Origin of the sequence: Bosea sp. 124 (assembly GCF_003046175.1) — a bacterium.
GTDB lineage: Bacteria > Pseudomonadota > Alphaproteobacteria > Rhizobiales > Beijerinckiaceae > Allobosea.
On the sequence record NZ_PZZM01000001.1, the window covers coordinates 2,125,001 to 2,141,983 of the forward strand.

General features: G+C 57.8%; 16 protein-coding genes. 12 read left to right on the plus strand and 4 right to left on the minus strand.

All coding sequences use genetic code 11. The annotated features are described in order from the left end of the window. Positions 1 to 11 precede the first annotated feature (11 nt). The 3 genes from istA to C8D03_RS09980 are packed head-to-tail and all read left to right on the plus strand — an operon-like array spanning position 12 to position 3,304. Positions 12 to 1,511 carry an IS21 family transposase gene (gene istA / locus C8D03_RS09970; RefSeq protein WP_108045076.1) on the plus strand — a complete coding sequence of 500 codons (1,500 nt, stop codon included), beginning with the start codon at positions 12 to 14 and terminating at the stop codon, positions 1,509 to 1,511. Between the two features lie 20 nt (positions 1,512 to 1,531). Next, a complete protein-coding gene (gene istB / locus C8D03_RS09975; protein WP_108045077.1) occupies positions 1,532 to 2,374 on the plus strand; it encodes an IS21-like element helper ATPase IstB in 843 nt (280 codons plus the stop codon). A gap of 45 nt (positions 2,375 to 2,419) precedes the next feature. Then, positions 2,420 to 3,304 carry a hypothetical protein gene (locus C8D03_RS09980; RefSeq protein WP_108046118.1) on the plus strand — a complete coding sequence of 295 codons (885 nt, stop codon included), beginning with the start codon at positions 2,420 to 2,422 and terminating at the stop codon, positions 3,302 to 3,304. Here C8D03_RS09980 and C8D03_RS27130 read toward each other — a convergent pair. After that, positions 3,238 to 3,894, minus strand: coding sequence for a recombinase family protein (locus C8D03_RS27130; RefSeq protein ID WP_108046119.1), 657 nt, complete (start codon positions 3,892 to 3,894; stop codon positions 3,238 to 3,240). The two genes, C8D03_RS09980 and C8D03_RS27130, sit on opposite strands and share 67 nt — an antisense overlap. A 213-nt stretch (positions 3,895 to 4,107) precedes the next feature. Between C8D03_RS27130 and C8D03_RS09990 the strand changes: the two genes are divergently transcribed. From C8D03_RS09990 to C8D03_RS10000, 3 genes are read left to right on the plus strand one after another with little or no spacing between them, the layout of a single operon-like run. Further along, complete coding sequence (locus C8D03_RS09990; RefSeq protein WP_146170129.1) at positions 4,108 to 4,419, plus strand: hypothetical protein; 312 nt, start codon at positions 4,108 to 4,110, stop codon at positions 4,417 to 4,419. Then, positions 4,420 to 5,175, plus strand: coding sequence for a hypothetical protein (locus C8D03_RS09995; RefSeq protein WP_146170130.1), 756 nt, complete (start codon positions 4,420 to 4,422; stop codon positions 5,173 to 5,175). It begins immediately after the preceding gene. A gap of 32 nt (positions 5,176 to 5,207) precedes the next feature. Further along, positions 5,208 to 6,368 carry a DUF3800 domain-containing protein gene (locus C8D03_RS10000; RefSeq protein ID WP_146170131.1) on the plus strand — a complete coding sequence of 387 codons (1,161 nt, stop codon included), beginning with the start codon at positions 5,208 to 5,210 and terminating at the stop codon, positions 6,366 to 6,368. Positions 6,369 to 6,438: 70 nt separating this feature from the next. Here the strand turns inward: C8D03_RS10000 and C8D03_RS10005 are convergent, their stop codons facing one another. Genes C8D03_RS10005 through C8D03_RS26085 form a run of 3 tightly spaced genes read right to left on the minus strand, consistent with a single transcriptional unit; the run spans position 6,439 to position 7,769 of the window. Beyond that, positions 6,439 to 6,945 (minus strand): ion channel, encoded by a 507-nt coding sequence (locus C8D03_RS10005; RefSeq protein WP_108046123.1) that lies wholly within the window; start codon positions 6,943 to 6,945, stop codon positions 6,439 to 6,441. 9 nt (positions 6,946 to 6,954) lie between these two features. Further along, complete coding sequence (locus C8D03_RS26080; protein ID WP_146170132.1) at positions 6,955 to 7,215, minus strand: hypothetical protein; 261 nt, start codon at positions 7,213 to 7,215, stop codon at positions 6,955 to 6,957. A gap of 41 nt (positions 7,216 to 7,256) precedes the next feature. Then, positions 7,257 to 7,769 carry a hypothetical protein gene (locus C8D03_RS26085; RefSeq protein ID WP_146170133.1) on the minus strand — a complete coding sequence of 171 codons (513 nt, stop codon included), beginning with the start codon at positions 7,767 to 7,769 and terminating at the stop codon, positions 7,257 to 7,259. 738 nt (positions 7,770 to 8,507) lie between these two features. Here C8D03_RS26085 and C8D03_RS10010 point away from each other — a divergent pair. The 6 genes from C8D03_RS10010 to C8D03_RS10035 all read left to right on the plus strand — a co-directional run bounded on the left by C8D03_RS10010 (position 8,508) and on the right by C8D03_RS10035 (position 16,527). Continuing rightward, on the plus strand, positions 8,508 to 9,404 hold the full coding sequence (locus C8D03_RS10010; RefSeq protein ID WP_108046124.1) for an ArdC family protein: 897 nt from the start codon (positions 8,508 to 8,510) through the stop codon (positions 9,402 to 9,404). After that, positions 9,404 to 9,697 (plus strand): hypothetical protein, encoded by a 294-nt coding sequence (locus C8D03_RS10015; RefSeq protein ID WP_108046125.1) that lies wholly within the window; start codon positions 9,404 to 9,406, stop codon positions 9,695 to 9,697. The genes C8D03_RS10010 and C8D03_RS10015 overlap by 1 nt, the downstream gene beginning before the upstream one ends. Positions 9,698 to 10,315: 618 nt before the next feature. After that, a complete protein-coding gene (locus C8D03_RS26090) occupies positions 10,316 to 11,071 on the plus strand; it encodes a hypothetical protein (RefSeq protein ID WP_146170134.1) in 756 nt (251 codons plus the stop codon). Positions 11,072 to 11,220: 149 nt separating this feature from the next. Next, on the plus strand, positions 11,221 to 12,828 hold the full coding sequence (locus tag C8D03_RS10025; RefSeq protein ID WP_146170135.1) for a hypothetical protein: 1,608 nt from the start codon (positions 11,221 to 11,223) through the stop codon (positions 12,826 to 12,828). A 130-nt stretch (positions 12,829 to 12,958) separates the two neighbouring features. Then, complete coding sequence (locus C8D03_RS10030) at positions 12,959 to 14,788, plus strand: ATP-dependent nuclease (RefSeq protein WP_108046128.1); 1,830 nt, start codon at positions 12,959 to 12,961, stop codon at positions 14,786 to 14,788. After that, positions 14,785 to 16,527 carry a UvrD-helicase domain-containing protein gene (locus C8D03_RS10035; RefSeq protein ID WP_108046129.1) on the plus strand — a complete coding sequence of 581 codons (1,743 nt, stop codon included), beginning with the start codon at positions 14,785 to 14,787 and terminating at the stop codon, positions 16,525 to 16,527. The genes C8D03_RS10030 and C8D03_RS10035 overlap by 4 nt, the downstream gene beginning before the upstream one ends. Positions 16,528 to 16,983: the final 456 nt, after the last annotated feature.

Below are 16,983 nucleotides of genomic sequence, written 5' to 3' on the forward strand. Positions count from 1 at the left end.
GGTTGGCGGGGATGTTCGCGGTGGAGGTCTACGCGGCGGTTCGGCAGTTCGTGTTCAATCAGGGGAAGAGCCGCCGGGAGGCGGCGCGTGTTTTTGGTCTGAGCCGCGAGACGATTGCGAAGATGTGCCGGTTCTCGCTGCCGCCGGGGTACACGCGAACGAAGCCTGCCGGGAAGCCGAAGTTGGGTCCGTTGCTGCCGGTGATCGACGCAATCCTGGAGGCTGACCGGAGCGCGCCGGTGAAGCAGCGCCATACGGCCAAGCGGATCTTCGAGCGCCTGCGCGACGAGCATGGTTTCGCTGGCGGCTACACGGTGGTGAAGGATTACGTGCGGATCGGCCGGGCGCGTGGGCGCGAGACCTTCGTGCCGCTGGCGCATCCGCCGGGACACGCCCAGGTGGATTTCGGCGAGGCGATCGCGGTGATTGGCGGGGTTCGGCAGAAGATCCATTTCTTCTGCATGGACCTGCCGCAGTCGGACGCCTGCTTCGTGAAGGCCTATCCCCGCGAGACGACGGAAGCGTTCCTGGACGGCCATGTCTCGGCCTTCGGCTTCTTCGAAGGGGTGCCGCTGTCGATCCTGTACGACAACACGCGCATCGCGGTGGCGAAGATCTGCGGCGACGGCAAGCGCGAGCGAACCCGCGCCTTCACCGAGCTGGTCAGCCATTATCTGTTCCGGGATCGCTTCGGCCGTCCAGGCAAGGGCAACGACAAGGGCAAGGTCGAGGGCCTGGTGAAGTACGCCCGCTCCAACTTCATGACGCCGATCCCGGTGGTGGCAAGCTTTGAGGCGCTGAACGCCAGGCTGGCTGAGCGTTGCCGTCTCCGGCAGGGGGAACGAGCCGGGCGGCATGCCGGGACGATCGGAGAACGGCTTGTCGCCGATCTGGCGGCGTTGCGCGACCTGCCGGCCGTGCCGCTGGAGCCGTGCGAGAAGCGCAGCGCGCGGGTCTCCTCGACCGCATTGGTGCGCTACCGCTCAAACGATTACTCCGTGCCCACAGCTTACGGCTTTCAGGATGTCGTGGTGAAGGGCTTCGTCGATGCGGTCGTGATCCTGTGCGGTGGCGCCGAGATTGCCCGTCACCCGCGCTGCTATGGCGAAGGCGTGTTCGTCTCCAACCCACTGCATTATCTCGCCCTGATCGAGACCAAGCCCAATGCGCTCGACCAGGCGGCGGCGCTCCAGGGCTGGGATCTGCCCGAGGCCTTCCAGCACCTGCGCCATCTGCTGGAGGCGCGCATGGGCAACCGTGGCAAGCGCGAGTTCATCCAGGTGCTGCGGCTGATGGAGGCGATGCCGCGAGATATGGTGACCTTCGCGGTGACCGAGGCGATCCGCCTCGGTGCCATCGGCTTCGACGCGGTCAAGCTGATCGCGCTGGCGCGGATCGAGCGCAGGCCCGCCCGTCTCGACCTGTCGGCCTATCCCCATCTGCCGAGGACGACGGTCAGGACAACCGCGGCCGCCGACTATGCCGTGCTCCTGCCGGAGGAAGCGGCATGACCAGTAACACCAGCGACGCGATGCCGGCGGGAACGACCAGCGGCACGCCGCAGGTCCTGCTGGCGCATCATCTCAAGCAGCTGAAGCTGCCGACGGTGCTGCGCGAGTACGACAAGGTCGCCCGCGAATGCGCGCGCGATGGCGTCGATCATCCGCGCTATCTGCTGCGCCTGATCGAGCTCGAACTGATCGACCGCGAGCGCCGCACGGTCGAGCGGCGCATCCGGGCGGCGCGCTTCCCGGCGGTGAAGAGCTTCGACACCTTCGACTTCGCCGCCATCCCCGACCTCAACAAGATGCTCGTCCTGGAGCTGGCACGCTGCGGTTATCTCCTGCGCCGGGAGAACATCATCGCGCTCGGCAATAGCGGCACCGGCAAGACCCATGTCGCGCTCGCACTTGGCCTGGCGGCTTGCCAGAAAGGCTTCTCCGTCACGTTCACGACGGCGGCTTCTCTGGTCAACCAGTTGCTGGAGGCCCGCGACGAGCGCCGCCTGCTCAAGCTTCAGCGCGATCTGCAGGCGGTCAAGCTGCTCATCGTCGACGAACTTGGCTACGTGCCGTTGTCGCCGACCGGAGCCGAGCTCTTGTTCGAGACCTTCTCGCAACGCTACGAGCGCGGCTCGACCATCGTCACCTCGAACCTGCCCTTCGAGGACTGGACCTCGGTCCTGGGATCGGAGCGTCTCACCGGCGCACTGCTCGACCGGCTCACCCACCACGTCAGCATCCTGGCCATGAACGGCGACAGCTACCGGCTCAAACAATCCGCCGGCCGACGCCGCGCTATCGCCGCGGCGGAGCAAAACCAGGCCACCGTCGAGCACATCGATCCAAACACCGGCGAGATCACCGAAAGCTGATCAGAAACGAACGCGACGATAAGCCAAGGGCCCCGATCGGGGCCCTTGGCTTATCGTCCTCCGGCGCCATCGCTGGCCTGGTTTTGCTCCGCCACGCTGGCCTGGAAACCGACCGCCGTTGACACTCGCAATGGTGAAGCTCAGCTGCACGCGATCGAGCGCCGCATCCAGAAAGAACTCTTCACCTGCACCAACGCAGTCGTATCGCTGGTCGAGCATGCAAGGCGTGTGAGCAAAGAACGCCCTATCGCCGACTACAACGCGCAGAGGCTGTCATGCTTTGGAACGGATGGGCTGCACGAGTTTGTCGTCGCCCTACGGGTCATGCTGCATCATCTCCATATCGTCGATGCCGGCTGGAACCTGCAGACCAACGTCAACAAAGATGGCAATACGGCTTCCTTCATGATCCATAAGGACGCCGTCTTGCGAATTATGCACGAAAATGAAGGTAGCTTTACACCGAAGACAGCCCGCGAAGCCGCCCGATCGTACATCGCCGCAAAGCCGTCTACGATCGATCTGCGCGACGTTTTTCAGGAATACGAGGCGCGCGCACATCGGTTCAATAACTGGTTCAAACAGCAACTTCAGTCTGAAAAGCTGGCCGATCTGCGGGATTACGACCGGCTCATAAAAGAGAAGGTGAATTTCGACCAGCTGACGATCTACAAAGCAATGATGCACCACTGGCTGAAATGGGACACGCCGCCAGATCCGCACCGGCACCTGAGCAGGTATCTATCGGCTGACCAGCTTGCCGAAGCTTACAAGCTGCCGCGTAACTCCCCCGAGCAGGTCGATCTGATCATCGGTTATGCCGACCGGGACAACGCGATTGATGAGAAGCTGCGAGAGCAGGTTTATGAGCTATTTCGGCGATCTCCGTCGCCGGAGCTGATTGAGGAGCCGCTTGATCGAGCGCCGTGATGATCGCTTTCAGGTGAAACGCCGCATGCCTTCTGCGTCTTGATACCCCTGCGAAGGGAACGACTGAGCGTCCATGGCGCGACATCGAAGAGCTGCGCGACACAGGCCATTGTTGAATTTGGAAGAAGTGCGCGTGCCTGATCGAGCTGGGCGGCATCGAGTTTGGGAGGCCGCCCTAGCCTAACCCCCCGTTTGCGGGCCGCCGCCAAACCTTCTCTTGTGCGCAGCGAAAGCGTGTTCCGCTCCAGTTCCGACATGGCTCCGAGCATCGTCAGTATGAAAATTCCTGCCGGGGAGGCGGTGTCGAGGATACTCAGGCTCGCAAGGCGGAAGCCGATACCCTTGGCACGAAATCTCTTGGTTTCAGTAAGCGCGTCGATCGTGGAACGCCAGGCGCGGTCAAAGTCCCAAACGACAAGGCAATCCCCGGATCGAAGCCGTCGTTTGACCCTCTCATAGACGGGACGGCGCTTACTGGTCGCTGAAACCACCTCGATGTGGATTTCATCGCAGAGCCCCCGTAAACCCTCGATTTGCCGGTCGGGACGCTGTTCGTCGGTGCTGACGCGGAGATACCCTATTTTTCTCATATTACTTTCAAAGGCTTAGCTCCTGAGCCCGCTCGGCTAACCGCCAAAAAAGGACCCTTTTCGTGCGTTCATTGGCAGGCATCCCTACGTTGCATTGGCCAAGTCTAAAACAACTATATTAAATAGATCTTAGCATAATATCAGATCTTATGGAAATTTCAACAAATACGGTCGATTGTGAGCGTCTTTAGAGCCAATACAATTGCGTTGTATTTGCCGCTCTATTTCCTCGGCGCTCTCGTGATTGCTAATGATGTATCCGCGCAAACGCTGACAGCTGGCGTCGTCATGGAAAAAATGGAGGCGGGAGACCGCTACACCTATGTCGCGGGCATTGTCGAAGGACTGGCGCACGCTCGCTTCGTCAAGGACAACAAGGACACACAGGGCCGCGCCTGCATCTACACATGGTTCTACGACGACAAAGCCACGCTACCCAAAATCTATGCCGCCTTCGAGAAATACCCCGGCACCTTGCCTGGAGCCGTCGTCGGCGCGCTCGCCGCGACGAAATGCGGGGTGTAGATGGAGACAGTGACCCAAAAATCAGCCCGGCTGGAATTTACCCTCAGAGCGCAGATCACCTCCGAGCAGCGGCAGCGCCTTCTCATGGAAATGGGCGCCCGCCTGAACGCCGAGCAAAATCAAACGCAGCTTGAAAAACGTCGCCGGCAGGATGCGGAGTTCTTTGCTGCGATGGAGGCGGCTCTCGCTCCGGCGCACAAGATCGAGCAATTCACGATCAAGCTTGATCGTTACGAGACGGCGACAGTGCAGGCGCTCATGGACAATGAGCGCGACACGCTAGCCGTACGCAAAGAGATCGATGCGATGCTCCTGAAGGCACACACGCTTGAAGACGGCAGACGCGTCTTCAAATCCGAAGACGGCGTGCGGGTGTTCGATGAGCATGGAGCCGAACTCAAACCGGCCGATGTTGCGCCGGAATCCATCTCGGACGAAAAGCCGCGCGCCGAAGCCTATTTTGAAAGGCGGACGGAAGAGCGCCGATTGGTCGAAGAGCGCAAAGGCCTGCACGACTATCAAACGAAACTCGATACGGCGCGGGAGCGCGTGAAAGACCCGACCCTCACCGAGAACGAATTGAGCGCGCTCGACAAGGAACTCGGTCAGTCGGTGCCCGATCGCGTTCGCAAGCTTGTTGGCGACCGGACAGGTGGCCAATCCATCGATGCCGCCATCGCCCCAGAGGCAGGCGATGTCCCGGCCGCGCAGGATCGGCTGCGCTTGCCCGTTCAGCCTGCATTCCAACCCGGCTAGCCGCCAGCGCGCCCTTTTGAGGGGATTTCCTTGTGGCCGCAGTGCCGCTGCGGCATCATCGATTGATGATAAAAGAATACTATCTGGACGAGAGCGGTAATAGCGGCGACCTTGCCAGGCCCGGCAAGGATTTTGATTTTGCCCAGCAGCAGATCTTTTCACTCGCCTGTCTGGGCGTTGAAGATACCCACGCCCTTGGGATCGAAATCGCCAGGCTGAAGACCGACTACCGCATTCAGGCTCCCGAACTCAAATCGTCCCTTGTGCGCGATAAGCCCAAGCTCATCATCGAACTGGTCGATTTTATCGAACGGCACGAATTGCCTCTATTTATCGAGCTCGTCGACAAGCGCTTTTTCATCGCCGCCAATATGGTCAACACGCTGATCGTTCCTCCGATCGGCGAACACGAGTTCGACCCGCAGAAATTCGGCCAAATGCAGTGGATGCGGAATCGTTTCGGGGAGTATCTTTGCGCCCGAGCGCCATCAGATATTTTTGCGGCCTATATCGCAGCTTGCGATACTCCCTCGTCCGCCAGCATCGCGCGCGCATTCCGCGTTTTGCTTGATTGGCTCAAGGGGCGCCTTCCAGACGACGAAGTCGCACAGGGTTTGGATCTCTTCGCCGCCGATAGTTTTTCCGATTTTCAAGCCATACCGGCTGCTAACGAGAAAGAACGCCTTCGGTCGCTGCCCTTGCCTGACTTCGGCAAGCACGGGCAGTCAGTGTGGATGTTGCCGAACTTCTCGTCGTTCACCAATATCTACGCGCGCATCAATCTCCTGCACGCCCGCCGCATCGGCGGCCTCACCCTCTTTCACGACGAGCAGGACCATTTCGATGACATCCTTCGAAGCGCCAAAAAGGGCGCTGAGGATCTCGCGCAGGCCGATGCCGTACCGATCATTCCTTCCGCCGACTATCAGTTCGAGGAAAAGGCGACTTTGGTATTTGCGCGTTCGCATGCCTCGCCTGGTATCCAGGCGGCCGACATCCTTGCAGGTTTCATGATGCGATTTGCCAGAGATCTGCTCTATGGCGAACGCGCGCCATCCCATCAGGCGCGAGAAGCCTTTCACCGTATTGTCGCGCTGACCGATGCGGCAGATGGCAGAGGCGTGAACTTCGTGTTCTCTGACTTTGACATGCACAAGCTCGGCATCATGCCCGAGCAACGATTCTCCCCCTAATCCTTAGGGTTCGGCGACGGAGTTCGAGGCCATCCGCTCGGTGTGAACCCATTACGCTTGAACCCTGGCTCTACTCGACAGGACCTCGGGGGTCCCGCTTCCGGAAGGAGATGGCTGCAAATATCGCAGCCATCAGCATGGCCATCACGATGCTGCTCAAGGCCACCTCCGCAACAACTGCGGCCCGAGCTGACTTGTGCGGTAAAATATCCCCGTAACCCAATGTCGTCCATGTAACGACGGAAAAATAGATGGCATCTAAAAAATCAATCGGACTGTCTGGCCTGCCGGATTCATAGATGCCTAGCTCCAGGTAGATCAGCGCGAAATGCACGGGGAGAGACATTACGCCAATGACAGAAATCACGATAATGGAAGGTAGAGTTCTAACTGGTGTCAATCCACGACGGATGATATCCGAGAACATGAGTATGAGAGCTATGGAATTCAATGCAATAAATAATGATCCCACATAGGCGATATGTGGTCGTGTTGGGGACTGTCCGAGAAATACTGAAATAATCAGCATGAGAAGCTGAGGCGATATGATTGCATAAGTTGCGGCACCGATTTTCATGGTGGCCACTTAATCCGGATTTTTCTGATTTTTTGCAAGCTGACGATTTTCGTCGACGAGCAATGCTATATCTTTCTTGAGCTGCGCTATTTCGTCAAAAGCATTGCTTAAACTTGCAGAAAGTGCCCCATTGGTTTGTAGGAGGACCTCGTTATTTTTCCTTTGCTTTTCGAGCGCGGCGGTCAGATCCAATATCTCTGACGCGTCCAGTTCAACATATTTGCTCTGAATGCCAAGAATATCGAGCGCTTCTTCTAGCGTCTTGTTCATATCCGTAAAAGCTCGCTGAAGCGCGGTTTAGTGAAAATATTTCAGATCAGCTTCATCGCTTTCCGCAATAATTCGTTGGACCGCGCAACGGCAGCTTCGACTTCCTTGTCGATACGTTGATGATCCTGTAGCGCAGAAGCTGCACGTTCAGAAGCTTCCTGGCGCTTTGCTAAAGCGGCGCGCGCACGATCAAAAACTTCCCTGGCTCTCTCTTGCAATGAATTGTCTATGTGCGTGTCGAAGGCGCGTAGTGAAGCTAGCTCCCCGTCCTCTATCAGGTTAATTTCTTCCTGATATCTTACAGATACATACTGAGGTCGTCCATAATTCAGTTCATGACGATGGTGCGCCCAATTCTCAGGAGAATCAATGATGCTTAGTACAACGGAATCGTCGCGCGTTGACCTGCTAAGCGCGATCGCCTCCCCCTCTTTGAATAGCTGAGCTGGCTTCGACGCTGCAAACGCATCAAAATGAAGCATAACAGCCCGCATGATCGTACGGGCCACGTCAACAGCGCTTTCAGCTCCACCAACAGCGATCTTTGGGCTCATGCTCGGATGCCAGGTTAACGATCTGTGCGCTGCCATTGCGTTTTGGGCTCCTCGAGCATGCTGTCGGAAATGCTAACCAGCACGTCCCGGGATGCCAAGGCACAAAACACACTGCAGGCAGGATCATTAGCCCCCCCAAAATCACAACATCCCCTTAAAGACGGGATTGTGCCCGGATTAAAAAACATCGTCATCGTTGTTTTGTAGCGACGGAATGCGCCGGCATTTTGGTCGCTGCACCGCGAAAACCTGCGTCTGATCAGCGCGGATGCGCTTCATCTCCCCTTCATGTATCGGATAGCCAAGGCCAACCCCTGTCGGGCCGCGCTCTATTCCGGCGCAGGCGCCTTCACCGAACCCGAAATCGGTTTCGGCCCATACGGGTGACGATCGCTGTCGGGGAGATCGGGAGAGCAGCTGCGCCGCAAGCCATGGTAATGCGCGCGGCCGCGCGCAGAAACCTCCTTTCAAGCTTACATCGACGGCCTCGGCTTGCCCAATGACCGAAGTCCGGGCCGCCCGCTCCATTCGGCCAGCAGAGCTGTCCTCCCGTGTTGCCCGGACCGCGAAGACGCGCCCCAAGGGGTTCGGTCTTGGAGCCGTTGCCTTTCGATCGAGACGTCCTGGCGCCGCTTTGCGTCGCCTGAAACAGGACGCTCGGCGCTTGCCAAGGTTTCATGCGCAAGGCTCAGACAAGAACAGAGCTTTCGCTAGAAACCCAAGCGAAAGGCAATCAAAATGAAAAAGGATATTTATCAGACCATTACCAACCGCATCATCGCCGATCTGGAGAAAGGCGTGCGCCCGTGGATGAAACCATGGAGCGTGGAGAATGCATCGGGGCGGATCAGCCTGCCCCTGCGTGCCAACGGTGTGCCCTATCGCGGCATCAACATCGTGATGCTGTGGTCGCAAGCGATCGAACGCGGATACAGCTCACCGCACTGGATGACGTTCAAGCAGGCCAAGGAGCTTGGCGCCTTCGTCAAGAAGGGCGAACAGGCGTCGGAGGTCGTCTATGCCAGCACGCTCAGCCGCACGGAAACCGACGAGAAGACGGGCGAGGAATCGGAGCGAAATATCCCCTTCCTTAAATCCTATGCCGTGTTCAATGCCGAGCAGGTGGAAGGATTGCCCGAACGGTTCACGATGGCAGCGGAGAGGACGCTGGAGCCGGTGCAGCGGATCGAGCGTGTCGAGGCGTTCATTCGGTCAACGGGCGCGCACATCCGCCATGGCGGCGGCAATGCCTATTATAATGTAAGCGGCGATCATGTGCAGATGCCATTGTTCGAGACGTTCGATACGCCCGAAAGCTATTACGCGACGATTGCCCACGAACTGACGCACTGGACGCGGCATAAGTCGCGCCTTGATCGGGAATTCGGACGCAAGCGGTGGGGCGACGAAGGCTATGCGACCGAGGAACTGGTTGCCGAGCTTGGTTCCGCCTTTCTCTGCGCCGATCTGGAGCTGACACCGGAGGTTCGGGAGGATCACGCCGCCTACATCGCGAACTGGCTCACCTTCCTGCGAGGCGACAAGCGCGCGATCTTTACGGCTGCGGGACATGCACAGCGTGCGGCGGATTATCTCCTAGCCTTCAGCGCACCGGCCGCGCAGCAGGCCGCATAATGATGAATGTCTCGGATCACATCATCCAGTGGCAAGGCATGGCGGTCTCGATCCGCCATGTCGCCAACTGGTCAGGCACGGGCATCGATCATATCGAGGTGCGGAGCATCACACCCCAGCGCGCCCCGCTCCCGATCACGGAGACAGGCTATCGCTCGCACTTCCTGCACGGCGAAGATCTGGCCGGACATGGAGGCGCGGTGGCGTTTGTCACCAAATGGCTCGATCACGAAGCGCGCAGCGCGAAGTGGCAGGAGCATCAACGAACATCCGCGCAGATGTCCCTCTTTTGAGGGGCAGTTGCCTCCGCCCAGGCGAACGCGATTCCACCCGCTTTCGCCTCCCCGGAACCCCGCCCGCGACGCGTGGCTGATCGAGGGCAAATCGGATTAGCATGTAGGCAATGTTTAATCTGCTTGCCTGAACGTAGTATAGCTCGTTAGTCTACGGCATTGCTCAATTAATAGATCGAGACACACATGCCTCCATATGATGATGACTTTAAAGAAATCGCTCACTGTGGAGGGCAGGCAACCTTCAACGTTCGTTGCGACGCTGACGGGAGGATTAGCGTCGCTCCCGGGTTTCGACATTCGAGCCCCGGCCCGGCGTCGTGGATAGGCATATATGCTTTGGAGTTTAATGCGCAGCCCGTGATGGATTTCAACATGGGTGGCATTGGGCAAGGATTCGATCCACCGATGCCGGAAGAGTGCTGGCCGGTATTCCTTGGCTCAGATTCACAAATGAAACGGGGGCATCAATGCCCCCGATGTAAAGGGGATTTTCGAAACTCCAGCCACACGAAAATTTTCCCCCTTAGTTGTCCGTATTGCGGACTGAAGACAGAGGCCTTTCGATTTCTAACGCCTGCGCAGCGCAGGTATGTCGCCCATTACATGGAGACGCTAATGGGCGCCTATCACACCGAGATGGAGCCGAACACGGAAAAAGAAATCGTAATTGATATGGACGCGATCGCCGACCAAGAAGTCGGAGCGCGGCCAGATTTTTACTATGCAGAAGAGTCCCAGCAAACGCGCTATACGTGCAAAAAGTGCGACGAATTTAACGACATACGTGGGCTATACGGCTACTGTGCAGGCTGCGGACATCGTAATAATGCGACATCGTTCCGCACGGCAGCAGCCAAATTACGTGATGACCTGAACAATGGCGTCTCCAGTCCGAGTGAAGTGGTTCGATCCTGTGTCTCGAAATTCGACGCCTGCTGCCGTGACATTCTAGCCCAGGTTTCCAAAAGAGTGGCCATGCGGCCATCGAGACGCGCAGACTTTGACCGTCTCAAATTTCACGACGTTGAAAATGACGTCTTTAAGCGCCTAAAGCCAATGTTCGATATCGATTTGTTGCGGGGTATCTCGGCTGCCGATTCGAGCTTTCTCACCCTCATGCTCCACCGCCGCCACGTCTACGAGCACAATGACGGTGTGAGCGATGACCGCTATGTCCGTGAAAGCGGCGACACCGATGCGCGCATTGGCGTTCTCATCCGGGAGACGCAGGAAAATGCCCACCGGCTCCTCGGAATTCTGGCGCGCATGGTCGAGAATATGCAGACCGATTTCCACGAAGTATTCCCATTGACCAAATGGCCAGTAGAGTACGCAGAAGGGATACGAAGGCGCCGAGCCGCGCGCGCTTGATTTGATTTCTGGACGGCCTTGTGACATGCCGAACTCGGAAACGGCCAAAATTATTGCCATAAGCTATTGATTTCATTGATGCTGGATTGGGACGTTGAAAACGAGACGCCCCGGAGGTAGTCTGTTTAATAAATTAAGCAGCGTGACATATGGCAGATTTGGTCGCCGATTACCTCAAAGAGCATGGTCCAGTCCGATCGTCGGTATTGGCTGCCGCTTTGCAGGCTGAGGGGTTGTCACCAGAAGCCGCCCGTCAGCGGCTTTCGCGGACACGGCCGCCGATCTTCAAGTTTCCACTGCGGTTGCTCCCGAAGAACGAAGCGTTTTTCTATCTCAAGGATCAACGCAACACCGAACTGTTCTGGGCCAATTTTCTGCGAGACATGCGCGAAACAGGTTCAATATTCGGGATCGCATTGGATGGAATGATTGCGCGCGGCGGACGGGTTTATGCCGACCAGTTTGCGGTAATAAGCGGCGCGCCCGCTCGGCCGATGAAGAAGCAGCTGAGCGCTGAGCGCGTCGCTGAAACGTTGAGCAAGGCAAGCGTCATTCGTGAGTATGTTGACGCGGACAGTCGAAAATATCTCTCGTTCTCGGCGGCTGGCGGAGTGCTCGATATCAACGGGCCGGCCGAGCTTGTTATGCTCGACGCCGTTCGCGAGTGGGCCCGCAAGCTGGGCTTTGCAAGCTATAACAGTATTGCCATTCGCGGAGAGGACGGACTGGTCCCCATCGGCCCATTTATGTTTGATCTGGCCGGACCCAGTTGGTTCGGGCCAATCCCACAAAGCGGCGGGAAGCCTGGCTTTCTCGTCGCGGATGTTTTTGCGGAAGGCCCGCTGACCGAGCACCAGATCCAGTTTTTTATCCGCAAAGTCACGATGCTGAAGGCAATGCGGAACGGTATGAACGTTATGCCGATACTTGTGGCGGAAAGCTTCACCGGCGCCGCACTGACCGCCGGTCACGCTGCTGGCATTAGTCTCGCTACACCCACGATATTATTCGGCAGGCGTGTTGGTGCGGCTCTCGTCTCCCTCGTGCAGACACTCAAGAATGCTGCCGCCTACGCCTCTGCTAACGATCCAGACCGCATTGTCACCCTCATCTACGATCTGGCTGAAATTGAAGGTCGCGCGGGCAACCTGCGTGGCATCCTGTTTGAACTGCTTGCTGCTTATCTGTCTCGCCGCGATGCTGTTTCGATCGATATGGGCATCAAGGCTCGCGATCCGACGACCGGCATGTCAGCGGACATCGACATTTTGAAAGTCACGGCGATGGGAGCGTCGGTTACCTGCATCGAATGCAAGGGAAAGGAGCCTGGCGGTGCAGTGACCAAGGGCGAGGTTGAGGAATGGCTCCGCAAAACCGCGATCATGAAAGCCCACCTGGCCGTTCAATATTCGTTTCGCGAAGCGGAAAAGCGCTTTGAAATTTGGACGTCGGGAACATTCGACGCCGACGCTCTAACGCTCCTGACTGCCGAGCAAGCCAGACGAACAAAGTCGCCTATTGGATGGAAAGATGGAAGGGATGTCCTCGCCATTGCGACAGCAGGGAAAGAGAAAGCGATGGCCGACGCGTTGCAGCAGCACTTTCTGAAACACCCCCTGCAAGAGGTTGCCGTCGTCGCGGCCACTCTCGATCCAGAGAATGCGCCGTCACATCTCGATCAGCTCTTGGCGATCCATGGACCGGCCCCTTTTGGTGGATATTTGAGCCTTCCCGCGCCGACCAAGGCTGGCAAATAATTCCCGTGCGCGGCGCTCTGGAACTCTTTGACCAAGCACGCTCCCCCGTCATCTACCAGCGATTGGCAATTTGGTTTTAATCGCCCCCGATACACGCTATTGTTGCATCGAAAAATAATGAGGGGGGATTATGTATCTGAGCAGCCTGAAGCTGAGCAACTTCCGTTCATTCGACGAAACTGAGGTTAATTTTCAAAAGAAAATCACAGTCCTCGTCGGAGAGAATAACGGTGGGAAAAGCAACGCGATTGACGCGCTGCGGCTTATCACTCCGCCATTAAGCGGTCGTCGTGAAATCTACTGCGAGCCGACAGACATTAATTTCACGAGCAAGAGCTCTCGCTTCGATATTGAGGCTTCTTATCTCGACTTGAGCACTTCGCAACAGGGCCGCCTGCTCTCGGCCACGATCGACGCCACACTTCAGTCCGCGAGATTCGGCCTGACATACGATGGCACCTCCGAGCGATATCCCATCAAGCCAAGCATTTGGGCCGGAGGTAAGAAATCGCCGCCCGAGCCGGGATGCCAGGATGCAATTCGGCACGTTTACCTACCGCCTCTCCGTGACGCCAAGCGCGCGCTGGCCTCAGGAAATCCCACGCGCATCTACGCGCTGCTGAAGCACTTCCTTGATGGCGAACTGCCGGACGCGCTAGCCCAGCGCCTGAAACGAATCGCAACCGATCCCATTCTCACGAAGGTCGACAACGCTGTTGATATTGGGCTCGGTGCGCTTACCACCGGCGTGCGCCGGCAATCTGCATCCCTTGGCTTCGCCGGCGATGAGAAGCTGATCGATATTGCACGCGATCTGCGTTTCAAACTGGCTGACCACGGCATCGCGCCAGAGGATCTTCGTTATTCCGGTCACGGTTATGCCAACCTTCTCTATATGGCGACGATTGCCGTCGAACTGGAAAAGGTGAATGACGCCGACCTGACGCTCTTTCTGGTAGAGGAGCCCGAAGCCCACCTGCATCCGCAATTGCAGGCCGCCGTGCTGAGCTTCCTGGAGGAGCAATCCGAGAAAACGCAGCCAAGTAAACCCGGCGCAGCCGCCGGCCAGGTCCAGATTGTTGTCGCCACGCACTCGCCCAATCTCTCGGCATGGAACGACAGCAAGAACCTTGTCGTCTTCAGATCGTGCGTCGTGCCCGTGCCGGTTGAGCCGCTCCCGAGCGAGCCGGCTATCGAAGATGACGCAGCGGTCGGGCCTGATGCCGCCCCTGCGCCTGCTCCCGTGCTGCGCCGGACATCGCGCTGCATTCCTCTGGAAAAAATCTCCCTGTCCGACCCGGATCGCCGGAAGGTCGACAGATATCTCGACGTGACGCGATCCGCGCTTCTGTTCGGCGGACGCGCAATGCTCGTGGAGGGTATCGCGGAAGCTCTGCTGCTTCCCGTGATCGCGAAGAATTACGTTCTCAAAGGCAAAGCCGACAAGATGCGCCTGTTTCGATCGGCAGTCTTCCTGCCGATCGATGGGGTCGATTTTCGTCCCTATGTGACGCTGCTGCTGACCCCCTACGATCAGGTTAGGATTTCTGACCGAGTTGTCGTCATAACTGATGGCGACGCCCACAAAGAAGCGGTCAACGGCAGAACGCCAGGCGACAATAGGAAGCATGAACTTGATACTCTTGCCACAGCGCTCAGCGCCACAAGTGTCTTCTCGGCGGCCGTCAGCACGTACTCTCTGGAAACCGAACTGGTAAACGCGGGAAACGCGGACCTGCTAAAGTCCGTCTACCTCTCCTTCCATCCAAAATCAGAGCACCACTGGACGGCTGCGATCGGCAAAACAGGGCATGATCGCGCTTCGGCGATTCAGGAACTCTTCAAGTCGACGCGAAAAGGCGATTTCGCCCAGATTCTGGCGGAAAAGATCCAAGCGGACGGCGCGACCTTCGTGGTGCCGCAATATATCCGCGATGCTATCGAGGCCATAGTGCTGTGACCCTCGATGCCTTCATACCAACGCGTGAGCAGAGCGATATTGTCGCGCACGACCGATCCGCCTTCATCATAGCATGTCCGGGGGCGGGCAAAACACGGGTGATGGTTGAGCGGTGCCGTGGCCTGACTGCTCGCACCAAAGGTCGTCGTGGGGTTGCGCTGCTCTCTTTTACCAACGCCGCTGTTCATGAACTTGAGACACGGCTGCGGCACGCGAATCTCATCGTCGAACCCACGTTCCCCGACTTTGTCGGAACGTTCGACGGCTTCGTTTGGCAGTTCATTCTTGCACCGTTCGGGATTCCCGAATGTGAAAATGCTCCCCGCCTCATTGCCGATCTCGATCGCCGGATCGTGCAGCCGTTCGAAAAAGCCCACCCTCTACCGCTCTCATGCTTCGATCGCGCCACTGGCGAAATTGTTCCGGCCCTCGCCAAAGCCAAAGGTTATGACGTCGCGAAGAAGGCCGCCGGTGTCCGGAAGGCCTCGGAGACAGTGGCGCGGACGATGCGCAAACGGTTTCGGGATCGGGGTGAGGTCGATTTTGAAGATGTCCGGTCGATAGCAAGGGAACGGTTGGCCGATAGGGAACTCTCCGAGCGTCTCGGCAATGCGCTAGCGGCACGTTTTGCGGAAATTATCGTCGATGAAGCGCAAGACTGTAATCCCCATGACCTGGAAATCATTTCGTGGCTGCGGACTGCCGGGATACCCATCAAAGTAATCTGCGATCCCCACCAATCCATTTACGAATTTCGTGGTGGCGTGACCGATCACCTCTTCGCCTTCCGCGACAAATTCGAAGAGGAAGACAGGCTTCCGATGACCGGAAATTTTCGGTCGAATGACAATATCTGCAAAGCTATCGCGATGCTTCGATCTCACACCACGCGTGGTGACATCGACAAGCCGGTAGGCCGCCACAAAGCCGATCAGACACCTGTTCACATACTAAGCTACAAGGGCGCTGTTTCGGCAGCCATCGGCACACGCTTCCGGGAGCTTGCGACAGGGCATAGTTTCGATCTTGCGGATTGCCCCATCCTGGCATCGACCGTTGACAGCGGAGCCAAATCTATCGGCCAGCCACGGATTGAAAAAACGAACGATCTATCGCTCCGGCTAGCCTCGGCCGTGATGGAATTTCACTACGGTTTTGATACGGGCAACCAGCTTGAGGCCATTCATCGCGCACACGCCGTGATCCTTTCGATCCAGGGGCGGCTCGCCGGAAAAACCTACAATCAATATTTGACTTCAGAGCAGATGACCGCCGAAACGTGGCGGCCTAAAATTCTCAGCATCGTTCAGCAGTTGCGCTTCGATCCATCGATCGACACAACCGCTAACGGATGGCTGGCCCGCGCCCGCGCTCTGATCGCGCCTGAAATGATCGCCAATGGATTATCGATCGCGCAGCGGCTGAAATCGAACAGGGAGTTGGCCAGTCTGCTCACCGTTCCGCCGCCGGCCAGCGCTGCATCACGGACCATCCATTCCGTGAAGGGTAAGGAATTTCCGGCCGTCTGCGTGGTTATGACCACGGCCACGGCAAAGGGAATTCTCGACTACCTGCAAACAGGCGAGCCGGCGAAAACGGGCGAGGACGCCCGCAAGCTCTATGTTGCTGCTTCGCGGGCCGAGCGGTTGCTTGTGTTCGCCTCACCTAGGAGCCAAGCGGCTCGCTTGAAAAGTCATCTTGAAACGCTTCACGCGACAGTGACCCTCGAAGAAATCTGATAAGCCGAACGGGACGGAGATAATTCCCGTATAGTATTTGCAGGCGATAAAGGCCGAGCGTTGCTCGCAAGCTGTGTAATGTAAACACATTACCAGCTTGGGAAGGGGGCCCGCTGCGCGCCCCCGTTCCATCCCCCCGGCCATTGGCCCGGATTTCGACATCGAGCCTACACCGGGCCAGTGCACCGATCCGCCGGTGCATCACGGGTCAGTGGAGCGTCCCTGCTCCTCCGACACCGCCATGGCCAAGGAGACCCGGTCTCCCTGGACCCAACGATTGGCAGCTCGGCCCTGAGCCTACCGAGGTGTAGGCTCGGCACGATCCGCCGTCTCCCTCGTACAATTGCCTGGGAGTTGTTCGGCGGCAGCCCTTGCGGCGCCGCCTCGTTTCATTCTACTTTTGTTCTATGGCCGCTCACGTTCTGACCAAATTGCTTCCAAGCTTGAAGCCAAGCC